The sequence below is a fragment of the Natrinema sp. CBA1119 genome (assembly GCF_002572525.1).
Lineage (GTDB): Archaea > Halobacteriota > Halobacteria > Halobacteriales > Natrialbaceae > Natrinema.
This window is the reverse complement of sequence record NZ_PDBS01000001.1, coordinates 1,170,856-1,183,473: the sequence shown is the minus strand read 5'-3', so window position 1 is coordinate 1,183,473 and position 12,618 is coordinate 1,170,856. Positions and strand designations below refer to the sequence as shown.

The 12,618-nt window shown below is 64.8% G+C and carries 10 protein-coding genes and 2 pseudogenes; 4 read left to right on the top strand and 8 right to left on the bottom strand.

Features of this window, described 5'->3' with window-relative positions:
- Positions 1-258 precede the first annotated feature (258 nt).
- The gene (locus CP556_RS25840; protein ID WP_021780798.1) at positions 259-399 is read right to left on the bottom strand and encodes a hypothetical protein; all 141 of its coding nucleotides are present in this window, start codon (positions 397-399) and stop codon (positions 259-261) included.
- A gap of 56 nt (positions 400-455) precedes the next feature.
- Between CP556_RS25840 and CP556_RS05800 the strand changes: the two genes are divergently transcribed.
- Positions 456-1,757: an RNA-guided endonuclease InsQ/TnpB family protein gene (locus tag CP556_RS05800; RefSeq protein ID WP_098724753.1), complete on the top strand. Its 1,302-nt coding sequence runs from the start codon at positions 456-458 to the stop codon at positions 1,755-1,757.
- Positions 1,758-1,834: 77 nt separating this feature from the next.
- Positions 1,835-2,317 (top strand): annotated as a pseudogene (locus CP556_RS05795) (SDR family NAD(P)-dependent oxidoreductase); the annotation flags it as partial.
- Between the two features lie 46 nt (positions 2,318-2,363).
- Here the strand turns inward: CP556_RS05795 and CP556_RS05790 are convergent.
- The 3 genes and pseudogenes from CP556_RS05790 to CP556_RS05780 form a co-directional block, all read right to left on the bottom strand.
- Positions 2,364-3,800, bottom strand: coding sequence for an amidase (locus CP556_RS05790; RefSeq protein ID WP_098724752.1), 1,437 nt, complete (start codon positions 3,798-3,800; stop codon positions 2,364-2,366).
- A 5-nt stretch (positions 3,801-3,805) separates the two neighbouring features.
- A pseudogene (locus tag CP556_RS25195) lies at positions 3,806-3,934 on the bottom strand (acyl-CoA dehydrogenase family protein); the annotation flags it as partial.
- Positions 3,935-4,045: 111 nt separating this feature from the next.
- Positions 4,046-5,683: a long-chain fatty acid--CoA ligase gene (locus CP556_RS05780; protein ID WP_098724750.1), complete on the bottom strand. Its 1,638-nt coding sequence runs from the start codon at positions 5,681-5,683 to the stop codon at positions 4,046-4,048.
- A 208-nt stretch (positions 5,684-5,891) separates the two neighbouring features.
- Between CP556_RS05780 and CP556_RS05775 the strand changes: the two genes are divergently transcribed.
- Positions 5,892-7,517 (top strand): acetate--CoA ligase, encoded by a 1,626-nt coding sequence (locus CP556_RS05775; RefSeq protein ID WP_098724749.1) that lies wholly within the window; start codon positions 5,892-5,894, stop codon positions 7,515-7,517.
- 30 nt (positions 7,518-7,547) lie between these two features.
- On the opposite strand, the gene CP556_RS05770 is transcribed toward CP556_RS05775, so the two are convergent.
- The 4 genes from CP556_RS05770 to CP556_RS05755 form a co-directional block, all read right to left on the bottom strand.
- Positions 7,548-8,711 (bottom strand): CaiB/BaiF CoA transferase family protein, encoded by a 1,164-nt coding sequence (locus tag CP556_RS05770; protein WP_098724748.1) that lies wholly within the window; start codon positions 8,709-8,711, stop codon positions 7,548-7,550.
- A 154-nt stretch (positions 8,712-8,865) separates the two neighbouring features.
- Entirely contained in the window at positions 8,866-9,798 is a 933-nt protein-coding gene (locus CP556_RS05765; RefSeq protein WP_098724747.1) for a ferritin family protein, read from the bottom strand.
- A 123-nt stretch (positions 9,799-9,921) separates the two neighbouring features.
- Positions 9,922-11,358 carry an APC family permease gene (locus tag CP556_RS05760; RefSeq protein WP_098724746.1) on the bottom strand — a complete coding sequence of 479 codons (1,437 nt, stop codon included), beginning with the start codon at positions 11,356-11,358 and terminating at the stop codon, positions 9,922-9,924.
- Positions 11,355-11,606: a hypothetical protein gene (locus CP556_RS05755; RefSeq protein WP_098724745.1), complete on the bottom strand. Its 252-nt coding sequence runs from the start codon at positions 11,604-11,606 to the stop codon at positions 11,355-11,357. The genes CP556_RS05760 and CP556_RS05755 overlap by 4 nt, the downstream gene beginning before the upstream one ends.
- Before the next feature lie 137 nt (positions 11,607-11,743).
- Between CP556_RS05755 and CP556_RS05750 the strand changes: the two genes are divergently transcribed.
- A complete protein-coding gene (locus tag CP556_RS05750) occupies positions 11,744-12,481 on the top strand; it encodes a 3-hydroxyacyl-CoA dehydrogenase family protein (protein ID WP_098724744.1) in 738 nt (245 codons plus the stop codon).
- Positions 12,482-12,618: the final 137 nt, after the last annotated feature.

The following is a 12,618-nucleotide window of genomic DNA, read 5'->3' as shown; positions in this document are numbered from 1 at the left end:
AACGTGCGATTGGCTATTACACGATCGATCATAGAGGTTGTGCATAAATTCGTGATCGACGGTGCTGGACTCTTTCTCGGCTGAATCGTTTCGTTAAAGCTCGTGTTCACTGCTACCACGCCGCAATGATTAACTCAGATAGCGTAGTCCCGCCGTTTACGGCGTTGACGAGACGCTTCGCGTCTCGTTCGCACATCAGAACGCTTCGCGTTCTGAGGACGGGCGTGAATCGCGCCACCCGACTACGCGAACCACCGGTTACTCCCCAGCTGGAGTCTCCAAGTCGTCGGCGGCGTGGATCAACATCCCACGCCATGTCAGGCCGTGTTCGTTTTTCACACGTTTGATGCGCTCGTACTGTTCGTCGTCAGGGACTTCGATGTTAACGTGGTTCGACACAGTACCTACGATAATCCGTAGATTTATGTTAGTTTTGCTCGTACACAGAAGTAGCGATGAAGCGTACCAACGAGTTCGAAGTAGTTCCCCAGTCCGACGAGGACGGGGAGTTGCTTCGTCGACTGTTGGACGCTTCAGCCGCTCTCTGGAACGAGATCAATTATCAGCGCCGAACCAACTTCGACGACCCGGACGGCGACGTTTGGAAAATCGACGAGTACCGCGGTCGGTACGGCGGTATGCTCGGCGCGTCGACCGTTCAGCAGATCGAACGAAAGAACCGCGAAGCGTGGCACTCGTTCTTCGCACTCCGAGAGAAGGGCGAAGCCAACGGCAAGCCCGGCTTCTGGGGCAACCAAGACGAGGGTCGCGAACTGCGGACATACATCCGCAACACGTCGTACTCGGTCGAATGGGGCGAACACTCCCGGCTCGAAATTCTTGTTGGTCAAGACCTGAAAGAGGAGTACGGTCTTGGATACCAAGAACGGCTTCGGCTCGAGGTTCGCGGCGAACCCAATTGGAAAGAGTACGACAAACAGGGCCGGTTGGAACTGTATTACGACGATGTGAGCGAGACATTCAGGGCCTTTCAGCCAGTCACAATCGACAATTCTCGACTGGCACACCCACTGGCGGACGAAACCGCCGCTCTGGACATCGGCGCAAACAATATCGTCGCTTGTACGGTTTCGACTGGCGAGCAGTACCTGTACGAAGGCCGCGACCTGTTCGAACAGTTCCGCAAGACCACGCAACGGATTGCCGAACTTCAGTCGAAGCTTCGGGAAGGCCAGTACAGTTCGAAGCGAATCGACTCACTGTACCGACGCCGGACGCGACGGCGCGACCATGTGATGGACGCGCTCGCTCGCGACGTGATCGAACGGCTGTACGACGAGGGTGTTTCGACGGTGTACGTCGGCGATCTCACCGGCGTACTCGAGACACACTGGTCGGTTCGGACGAACGCCAAGTTGCACAACTTCTGGGCGTTCCGGCGGTTCATCAAGCGACTCAGTTGCACCGGCGAGGAGTACGGTATCACCGTCGAGGTTCGAACGGAAGAATGGACCTCGCAGACGTGTCCGAATTGCGGTTCGACCGAGGACACGACGCGGCACCAGGGCACGGTGACCTGTACCTGCGGTTTCGAGGGCCACGCGGACCTATCGGCAAGCGAGACGTTCCTGAGGCGGCACGAAACAGACGTAGCACGGCCGATGGCACGGCCTGTGTGCCTCAAGTGGGACAGTCACGAATGGCTGGGGTCACCACGCTCTCCCCGTCCCAACGAGGAGCACACGAACCCGCAAGTTGCCTCCGTGGTCGTTCGAGACGACGAAGTCGTCTCGTGATGACGAGAGAGCTTGCTCTCTCGAAGCAACTCGGCATAGCCGAGACCCCCAGCGTGAGGAAACCCCGGCGTTCACGCCGGGGAGGATGTCATGACGACGACGTCTGGAACCGCGACGTGGAGATCAACCTCACCGGCACCTACAACATCAGCGCCGAGGTCTTCCCGGAAATGTGCGACCGCGGCTGGGGCCGGGTCGTGAACATGTCCTCGATGGCCGGCTGGTACGGCGGCTTCGGCCAGATATCCTACTCGGCGACGAAAGCCGCCATGATCGGCTTCGGCCGGACGATGGCGCTCGAGGGAGCCCAGTCCGGGGTGACCTCGAACGTCATCGCGCCGAACATCGTCGTCGGCGACTGGGCCGACATGAGCCCCGACGAACTCCGGGAGAACGTCGACGAGTACTACGCCCGCATCGCCGAGGCGACGCCGATGCGCCACCTCGGGACGGAAGAGGACGTGGCCAACATGGTCACCTACCTCTGTTCGGAGCAGGCGAGCTACGTGACCGGACAGGTGATCGGCGTGACCGGCGGGATCGATCTATTCAGCTTCTGACCGCGAGCGGGGACCGGCCGCGGCCGCGCTCTCGTCACGTCGGCCGTCACTCGGGATACGCGTCGTTCCAGGGCCGCTGGCGCTCGAATGCGGCGCTTGCGGTGATCACGTCGTCGTCGGCGTGGCGTGGGCCCGCGATCTGCATCCCGACGGGGAGCCCGTCGACGACGCCGGCCGGGACCGAGGCCGCAGGTTGGCCGGTGAGGTTGAACGGCTGCGTGAGCACCCAGCCCCGATACGGCTCGATCTCGACGCCGTCGATCGCCGTCGGTTCCTCGCCGTGGGGGAACGGCGTTGTGCCCGCGGTCGCCGTCACGAGAAGATCGTACTCCCCGAAGAGGTCAACCAGCCCGTCGAGGACGTGGGTCCGGACGACGTCAGCGCGCTTGTACTCCCGCGTGGTCGGCTCCTCGGCGTCCATAATGAGGTCGACGAGATACGGCCGAAGGCGGTCGCGATCCTCGCCGAGCGGATCGAACCCCTCGTCCTCGAGGTTCTCGAGCAGCGATCCCCACCGCACGGTCGCCATCGTGTAGTAGGCCTCGAGGATCTCCTCGTTGTCGTGTCCGAGATCGGGATCGACCACGTCGACGGTCGCGCCGGCGTGCTCGAGCGCCGAGACGGCGTCCTCGAGCACGTTGCGCACGGCGGGGTCGACGGGATAGATGCCCATATCGGGGCTGTACGCGACGGTCAGTTCGTCGATCGGCCGGTCGACCGCGGCGTGGTACTCGCTTCCCTTTGGGATCGAGAACGGGTCGCGCGGATGGGCTCCGGCCATCACGTCCAGCGACAGCGCCGCGTCTTCGACCGTCCGGGCCAGCGGCCCCTTCGTGGAGAACGGGGTGTGACTGGCGAACGCATTCGGCCGGCTGACGTTCGGGATCACGCCTTGCGTGGGTTTCAATCCGTATACGCCACAGAAGCTCGCCGGGATCCGGACCGAGCCACCGGCGTCGGAGCCGGGTGCGAGCGGGACGAGCCGGTCGCCGAGCGCCGCGCCGGCCCCGCCGGAGGAGCCACCCGAGACGCGGTCGGGATCGAACGGTGTTCTGGTCGGCCCGGCGACGCGGTTGTCGGTCGTCGTCCCGAGCCCGAACTCGGGTGTGTTTGTCTTTCCGACCACGATCGCGCCCGCCTCCCTGAGCCGGGCGACGAACGGTGAATCCGACTCGGCGACGCGGTCCTCGAAGAGCAGGGAGCCGGAGGTTGTCCGGACTCCCTCGACATCGTCGAGATCCTTGATCGCGACGGGGACGCCGTGCAGCGGCCCGAGCGGCTCGCCATCATCGATCGCGCGGTCGGCCTCGGCGGCCATCTCGCGGGCCAGATCGTCCGTGACGGTGACGAAGGCGTTCGTCCGATCGTTTCGGTCGTGGATCCGCTCGAGGGTGTCGTCGACGACCTCGGTCGGCGAGTACTCACCGTCCCGGATCGCTCTCGCGAGGCCGGCGGCCGTCGCGTGCGTGGGTGAAGCGACCATAGCGGTCAGTCTGTGATCCCCATCGACTTCGCGATCGTGTTCAGTTGAATCTCGTCGGTGTCCTCGACGATCCGCAGGATGCGCGCCTGGTGGACCAGATCCATGCAGGGGTTCTCTTCGGCCAGCCCGTTTGCGCAGTCGTCCAGACTCTCGAGGATCAGTTCGGTCTCGTCGTCGGTGTCGAAGCTCACGCCGCCTGCGGTAGTAGCCACCATGTCTAAATGTGAACGATATCCGTTGATTGCTTATTGCTGGGGTGTCTGCTCGTCGTCTTCGGCCTCGAGGACGATGTCGAACTCGTCGCGTAGCGATTTCTTGTCGAACTTCCCGGTCGAGGTCTTCGGAATCTCCTCGATGAACCGGTATTCGTCGGGCAGCCACCAGGAGGGGAACGTCTCCGAGAGGTGGGCCTCGAGGTCGTCCTCGTCTACGTCCGCGCCCGCGGTCGGCACGACGACGGCCAGCGGCCGCTCCTGCCAGCGCTCGTGGTCGACCGCGATGACCGTCGCCTCGCGGACGCCCTCGTGAGCGATGAGTTCGTTCTCGAGTTGCACCGATGAGATCCACTCCCCGCCGGACTTGATGACGTCCTTGTCCCGATCGACGATGTCGATGTATCCCATCTCGTCGCGGGTGGCGATGTCGCCGGTCCGCAGGAAGCCGTCCTCGGTAAAGGACTGCTCGTTTTCCTCGGGTCGGTTGTGGTAGCCGTCGGCCACCCAGGGGCTGCGAACCTGCAGTTCGCCCATCGTCTCGCCGTCGGCGGGCACCTCCTCGCCGTCGTCGTCGAGTATGCGGATCTGCATACCCGGTACGGGCAGTCCCGCCTTCGCGCGGTACTCGTACTGCTCGTCGCTCGGTAGTTCGGCGACTTCCTTGCGGAGCGTGCTGAGCGACCCCAGCGGCGAGGTCTCGGTCATCCCCCACCCCTGAATGATCGGCGCGTCGTACTCCTCGTCGTACTTCCGGATGAGCGATTCGGGCGGCGCGGAGCCCCCGACAGTCAGCCGGTCGATGTTCGAGATGTCGACCGTGGGATTCTCGTCGAGGAACTCGGCCATCTCGAGCCAGATCGTCGGCACCGCGGCGGAGAACGTCACGTCCTCCTCGTCGATCAGGCGCGCGATCGACTCCGGATCGGTGTGGACCGAGGGGAAGACCTGTTTGGCCCCGACGAGCGTCGCGCCGTAGGGAATTCCCCAGCCGTTAGCGTGGAACATGGGGACGACCGGGAGCACGGTGTCGCGCTCGCCGATCGCGTTGGCGTCGGTGTGACCGCCCATGATGCTGTGGAGGTACATCGCTCGGTGGGAGTAGGCGACGCCCTTGGGCAGCCCCGTCGTCCCCGAGGTGTGGCACATCCCGTACTCCGCGTCCTCGTCGATGTCCGGCCACTCGTACTCTGCCGGCTGCCCTTCGAGCAGCGATTCGTAGTCCGTGACCGGCTCGAGGCTCGTCTCCGGCACCTCGTCGTCGAGGACGACGTACTGCTCGACGGTGTCTAACTCGTCGGCGTTGGCCTCCACCTTTTCGATGAGCCCCGGATCGACGAAGATCACCCGGTCCTCGGCGTCGTCGATCGTGTGGACGAAGTGGTGGTCGGGCAGCCGCATGTTGCACATGTGGATCGACCGCCCCGAACACGCCGGCCCGAAGTAGAGTTCGTAGTGCCGGTAGTGGTTCGTCGCGACGACGCCAACGCGGTCCCCCCGCTCGAGGCCGAGGTCGTCGAGCGCGTGCGCGAGTCGGTTGATCCGCTCGGACGCGTCGGCGTACGTGTAGCGGTGGACGTTTCCGTCGGGCAGTTTCGTCACCAGTTCCCGGTCAGGAAACAGGTCGACCGCCCGCTCGAGTAACTTGTCAAGTGTTAACTGGGAACCCATCATGGTCGTCTGCAGTGATTCTGTCCAGCGACTTATGGTTTGGGTTAATATTGCTCCCGAAATTCGCTTGTGGGTCCATCACTGCCTCGTTTACGCGCTCAGCGCGGTTTTCGTCGGAGGCCGTCACCGCGACCGTGTCTACATTCCGTCGGTGGTGTCCTGTCAACGTAGACGAAGAATTATACCTGCGGTCGTGGAGCGGTGGACTGTGACATACGATAGCATATACAATGCAGTCGCTGACCGGTACGAGTCGGGGATGGGGTGGGACGAACACGTACACGTCGGGGACGAGGAGTCGCTCAATATCGCCGAGGAGGCGCTGGGTCGTCACGCCGACTCCGACGAGACGGGCCTTCGCATCCGCGACTTCGAGCGCGGCGAGACCGAGACGTACACCTTCGCCGAACTCGCGGCGGCGGCGAATCGGGTCAGCAACTACCTGGTCGAACACACCGAGCGCGGCGACCGCGTCGGTGCGATGCTCCCGACTCAGCTCGAACTCTACGCCGTCGTCTTCGGCACGATTCAGGCCGGACGGATCTACCTGCCGCTCGCTCCCGTGTTCGGCCCCGACGCGCTGAACTACCGGCTCGAGGACTCGGGCGCGGCCGCGCTGTTCACGACGACCGAGGGCTGCGAGGTGGTCGATGGCGACCTGCCGGCACTCGAGCGCGTGATCGCGATCGACGACGGGGACGCCGGCGGTGGGACTATCGACGGTGGCGGGGCGCTCGAGGGCGACGCGACGGTCGACGAGTACGACGCCGTCCGCGCCCGCGACGACGAGTTCGAGACCGTCGAGACGCACCCGAACGACCCCTACTCGCTGACCTACACCTCGGGGACGACGGGCCCGCCGAAGGGCGTCCCGACGAGCCACCGCGGCCCGATCGAACTCTACGCCTACTCCGAGTACGTCGTCGACCTCCGGCCGGACGACGTCTACCTCGTCGCGGCGTCGCCGTCGTGGTCCTACGGGCTCACCATGGGGACGATCATGTCCGGCGTCCGCGGGACGGCAATCGGCTGCTATCGCGGCCAATTTGATCCCCACGCGTTCTTCGAGACGCTCGAGGCGTGGGACGTTGACAACGCGATGATCCCGCCGACGGCGCTCAGACAGTCGCGGGCCGCCGGGATCGACCTCGAGGCGTGGGACATCGACCTCCGGGTGTTGATCTCGGCCGGCGAATCGCTGGACGAAGAGACCGTCAACTGGTGCGAGGACGGACTGGGCGCGCCGCCCCAGGACGCCTACGGGCTGACGGAGGGCGGCATGGTCGTCTGCAACTACGCGTTCGACGACTGGGACGTAAAGCCCGGAAGCATGGGAAAAGTCACGCCCGGCGAGGAAGTGGCGCTGTTGGACGACGACGGAAACGAGGTCGATCAGGGTGAGGTCGGCGAGATCGCGATCAGACGCGACGAGGACGCGCGGGGATCGTACTGGGGTCGTCCAGAGGCGACCCTCGAGACCTTCACCGGCCTCTGGCTCCGAACCGGCGACCTCGCGCGGCGGGACGAGGACGGCTACTTCTGGTACGTCAGCCGGGCCGACGACGTCATCATCTCTTCGGGGTACCGGATCGGCCCCGCGGAGGTCGAGGAGGCTGCCGTCGTCGGGGAAGACCACGAGACCCGCGGCCAGATCGTCAAAGCGTACGTCACCCTCGTCGGCGACCACGAACCGTCCGGAGAACTCGAGGTGGAACTGAGCGAGTTCGCCCGCGCGGAGCTCTCGAAACATGAGTACCCCCGCGAGATCGCATTCCTCGACGCGCTCCCGAAGACCGCCAGCGGGAAGATCAAGCGCTCTGCGCTCGCTGAGTGATGACCGGTCGCGCCCCGACGACTACGCCGCTCACAGGATCACACCGCTCCCGCGGAGGTCGGCCAGTTCGTCCTCGTCGTACCCCACCGACGCGAGCAGGTCGTCGGTGTGCGCTCCGTGATCCGGGACCGACTCGTCGTGGCTTTCGGGCACGTTAGACCCCGCTGCCGGAAACCCGACCCGCGGCGGCGCATCCGCCGGCCGCTCGATCAGTCCGCGCGCCTCGAGCTGGGGGTGCTCTGTGGCTTCGGCCGGCGTACACACCGGCCCGACCATCGTCTCGTCGGAGAGCGCCTCGAGCCACTCCTCCTGCGAGCGGCTCGCGAACAGCGACTCGAGTTCCTCGCGGACCGCCTCGAGTTCGGCCGGGTCGTCGGTGCCGTGAGCGTCGATCAGCCCCTCCCGTCCGGTCTCCTCGCAGAAGGCTTCCCAGAACTTCGGCTCGAGCGCCGCGAGCGTCACGTAGCGCCCGTCGGCTGCCTCGTACACGTCGTACCAGGGGTACCGTCCGGTGAGCGCGGTCTCGCCGGGCCGGGGATCGTCGCCGGTGAGCGCCTCGTGGGAAATCGCCTGCGAGAACGAGGCAACTACGTCGGTCATGGCCACGTCGATATACTCCCCGCCGTTACCGAGTTCGCGAGACAGGAGTCCGCCGACGATGCTGAAGGCCGCGAACAGCCCGCCGCCGAGGTCGCCGATCTGGTAGCCGGGGATCTGCGGTGCCATCGCCTCGTCCTCGCGAGTCATATCGAGCAGCCCCGCGAGCCCGACGTAATTGAGGTCGTGGCCCGCGCGCTCGGCGTACGGCCCGGTTTGACCGTAGCCCGAGAGCGAGCAGTAGACGAGGTCCTCGTTGTACTCGAGCAGCGTTTCGTAGCCGATCTCGAGTCGCTCGGCGACGCCCGGTCGGAACTGTTCGAAGACGACGTCGGCGTCCGCGACGAGTCTGTAGAAGGCCTCCCGCCCCGCCGCCGATTTCAGGTCGACGGCGATGCTACGCTTGCCTCGATTGACGCTGTCGAACAGCGCGCCGACGTCGCGGTCCGTCGTCGGCGGTGTGTACCGCGCGTAATCCCCCGCGTCGGTGTCCTCGACTTTGACCACGTCAGCGCCCGCGTCGGCGAGCAGTTGCGTCGCGTACGGGCCCGGAAGCAGGCGGGACAGGTCGAGTATTCGGATGGAATCGAGCTGCATGGTACCACGTCCCGGTCTTCTCTCAAAAGCCTACTGTCGTCGAGCAGCCAGCCACCGCGGCGACCGCTGCTGCGTCGGCAGTCGCCTCGCTTCGTCAGCCACCGCTTCGTTCCGTCAGTCGTCGCACTCCTCCGTCAATCGTCGTCCGCTACCGTCAGTCGTCGCCCTCGAGTTGCACTAACTCGTCGACGTCCGGGATGTCGGCCGCGGCGTCCGTGATCTGTTGCATCCGGTCGGTGTGTTTGTCGACCGCGTAGGCGGCCAGTCTCCCGTCCTCGAGGCCGACGCGCTCGTCGGGGTCGTCCGGCTGGAACCGCTCATCCTCGGTGATCCCCTGGACGAGCGGGAGGAGTTCCTCGACCGTTTCCTCGACGATTGCGGGGTCGACGCCCTCGGCGATGAGCTTCTTGAGCTGGTTCATCCCGAAGCCGACGTGGCGGCCCTCGTCGCTGCGGATCTTCGTAAAGCCCTGAACGAGTCCCGGCAGGTGTGGCAGCTCGTCGAACTCGCCGCCGTAGGAGGTCTGCATCCCGTAGTACCCCGTCTGAGCGAGGATTCCCTCGACCGTGAGGTGGTAGTGGCAGTACGCTCTGGCTCGGTTTTCGGGGGTATCCTCCTCGAGCAGCCGGAACTGCGCCTTCCGGTTGCGGTCGAACAGTTCGATGTAGGGGTCGTTGAACCACCGCTCGTGGCGGGGGTTCGATCGCTCCCAGCCCAGTTCGTCTTCGACCGTCCAGACGACCTCTCGCCAGTAGCGGTCGAAGAAGTCCGCGTGTTTGGCCTCCTCGTACATTTGGGTGGTCAGGAACAGCTGGTCGTCGATATTGTCGAGTACTGCCCCCAGCGGCGCGAGATCCTCGGTGACCGCGTCCTCGCCCGCGCCGAACTTCGCGATGCCGTTGAGGGTGCCGTACCACGACTGCCGGTCGTACGATTCCGAGGCCTCGATGAACTCGAGGAGGTTCTCGACGTCTCGCTCGAGGTCGATCTCGCCGGGGTCCCAGTGTCGCTCGACTGCGTTTCGATAGTAGCGGTTCGATCTGGACTCCCGGTCCATCATCTCCGTTGGCGTGTACTCTGTTGCCATATCCCACATATGTCGACTCGACTATTAAATGTGCGGTCGCTGTCGGGTTGCTCGGCTCGCGAGGACTCCGTTCGGACCGTCTCGGCTGATAGCCGACACGGGGACGGAGGTGCAGTTCGTCGGTCAGTTACCACTCTCACCGGCGTTCGCTCCCGGGGTGTCCCCGCTCGCGTCACCCGAGGCGCGTTGGGCCTCGCTCTCCTCGACGCGCTCGTGGACGTCGAGCGTGGTCATCGTTCGGTAGGTTTCGATCCGGTCGGTCTTGGCGAGTCGGTATCGGTAGTAGACGTACGCGACGCCGAACCAGCCGATGAGGACCACGCCGACGACGGGTCGCTGGAGGAGCGTGACCAGCCAGAACGCGCCGGTGGCGACTCCCCCGCCCAGCACCGCGAGGAGGAGCCCGCGGTATCGGCGGAGTCGAAACGGGGCGTTGGCGTAGTGTGCCGGGAACTCCCGCGGCAGGTTCCAGAGGCCGATGGCACAGAAAAAGTACGCCGTGAGACTGGCAAGGCCGATGAACACGGAGAGTCCGACGATTTCGTCCGCGAGGGGAACGAGCGCGAACGGCGGGACGCCGAGCACGGCGACCGCGTAATGGGGCGTGTCGAACCGGGGGTGAATCCGGGAGAGCGACGCCGGGAGAATGCCGTCACGGCTCGCGCGCATGAGTGTCCGGGAGAAGACGAGCAGCGTCGTATTCACCGTGGTGACGACCGCGAAGATCGCGCCGGCGGCGACGACGTACTCGCCCCACCAGGGGAGGAATCTCGAGGCGGCGTGCGCGAGATCGGCCTCGTTCCCCAGTTCCACATACGGAACGACCCCGACAAGGACGGCGATCAACCCCACGTAAAACAGCACGACGATACCAATACCGAGTCCCAGTACGAGCGGGATCGTTCGTCCGGGGTCGTCTATCTCCTCCCCGAGTTCGATCAGTAACCCGAATCCGAGGAACGGGTAGAACAGCGCGACGACTGCGAGCCCGAACCCGCCGTAATCCGGGAAGAACGGGGTGTAATTGGCGGTCTCGATCGCGGCCGCTCCGGGGACGATGAACGTCAGGAGTGAGACGACGAGACCGACGAAAAAGACGATCTGCACCTGTGCGACGACCCTGAGCCCGACGACGTTGACGAGCAAGACGAACCCGAGCAGGACGTAGATGAGCCACATCGACGGCACGTCGAAGAAGATTCGGGTGTACTCGGCGAAGCCGGTCGCCGTAATGAGCAACGACGCCCACGCGACGAGGGGGATCGTGAACGGGACCAGAAACCCCCAGTAGGGGGCCGTGAGCCGAGAAATATAGACGTACAGGCCGCCGGCGACCGGCATCGCTGAGCCGAGCAAGGCGTTGTACAGGACGACGAACCCGGCCGGGATCGCTGCGAGCGTGATCGCCAGAACGAGCGCCGGCCCCGCGGTTCCCGCCAGCGGTCCCGGCAAGACGAATATCGGGACCGAAATCGCGTTCCCGACCAGGAGCGCTAGCACCCCAAAGATGCCGATGCTCGAGGAGAGCGTCTCCCCGTCGCCGTCGGTGACCCCGCTCATTCCGTCGCTGACCGGTCCCTGCGGCGGCGACGAATCGCGTAATCGCGGAACCGTCGCCCGAGGACGAACCCGACGATACCACCGAGGAAGGGTGTGAGGACGAGCAGCGCCTGGATCGTCAGGAGGGGGAGTACGATCCCGATGCCGAGACCGACCACGAGCCCTCCTTCGGGATACTGCGCCGCGGCTACCTCGCGCTCGACGTCGTCCATCGCCGCCGGATCGTCGCGGTACTGTCCGATTGCCATGTTATGTCCAACCATACCAATGATAAAATACCTTTGGGTGTTGACACTCGGAGGGCGCCGTCGGAGAGAGCGCCGGCCGAACCGAGTAGCCACGGCAGTTGACAAGAACTAAGTCGATACTCGTGAAGGGTGATGGCATGGCACAACAGAGCGCTGCCGTCGTCGGCGGCGGCATCATGGGCGCCGGTATCGCACAGGTACTCGCACGGAACGGCTACGAGGTGGCCGTCCGCGAGATCAACGAGGAACTGGCCGACGAGGCGCGCGAACGCGTAATCTCGGGCAACTACGGGCTCGAGGACGCCGTCGAAGGCGGCTATCTCTCCGAGGACGAGAAAGAGGCGGTGCTCGAGCGGATGACGTTCACGACGGACCTCGACGCGGCGACCGACGGGACCGACTTCACGATCGAGGCGGTGACGGAGAATCTCGCGATCAAGGGACAGGTCTTCCGCGACCTGGACGAGGTCACGGACGACCAGCCGCTATACTCGAACACGAGCGGCTTCGCGGTGACCTCGATCGCCAACGCCGTCTCCGACCCGTCTCGAGTCGCGGTGACGCACTTCTTCAACCCCGTCGCCGTCATGGACATGGTCGAGATCGTGCAAGCGCCCGAGACCGACGAGGCCGTCGTCGAGCGCGCCGAGGAGCTGATTGACGAACTCGGAAAAACACGTGTTACCATCGACGACGACCCCGGTTCCTACGGTTTCCTCGCCAACCGCTGTCACGCGGCGATGCGCGAGGAGGCCCAGAAGATCGTCGACGAGGGCATCGCCACGGAGGAACAGGTCGACAAGGCGCTCGAGGACGGGTACAACCTCCCCGTCGGCCCGTTCTCGCTGGCCGGCATCGGTGAGGAGTGGGACTGAGGGCTGTTTCTACAGCGGTGTGGACTCGTTTTTCGCTTCGGACCGACGAACCGACATGCGGTGGCGCGCGCTGTCGGTCGACCGAACGATAGTGAGGGCGGCCGATGATACTGCGCGAGGGATGAGCGAAGGAACGG

Bases quoted from the DNA above. Each gene is read 5' to 3' on its own strand.
- CP556_RS05790 (WP_098724752.1), bottom strand. From the start codon at position 3,800: ATGGTCGCTTCACCCACGCACGCGACGGCCGCCGGCCTCGCGAGAGCG.
- CP556_RS05760 (WP_098724746.1), bottom strand. From the start codon at position 11,358: ATGAGCGGGGTCACCGACGGCGACGGGGAGACGCTCTCCTCGAGCATC.
- CP556_RS05800 (WP_098724753.1), top strand. From the start codon at position 456: ATGAAGCGTACCAACGAGTTCGAAGTAGTTCCCCAGTCCGACGAGGAC.
- CP556_RS05755 (WP_098724745.1), bottom strand. From the start codon at position 11,606: ATGGCAATCGGACAGTACCGCGACGATCCGGCGGCGATGGACGACGTC.
- CP556_RS05770 (WP_098724748.1), bottom strand. From the start codon at position 8,711: ATGCAGCTCGATTCCATCCGAATACTCGACCTGTCCCGCCTGCTTCCG.
- CP556_RS05765 (WP_098724747.1), bottom strand. From the start codon at position 9,798: ATGGCAACAGAGTACACGCCAACGGAGATGATGGACCGGGAGTCCAGA.
- CP556_RS05750 (WP_098724744.1), top strand. From the start codon at position 11,744: ATGGCACAACAGAGCGCTGCCGTCGTCGGCGGCGGCATCATGGGCGCC.
- CP556_RS05780 (WP_098724750.1), bottom strand. From the start codon at position 5,683: ATGGGTTCCCAGTTAACACTTGACAAGTTACTCGAGCGGGCGGTCGAC.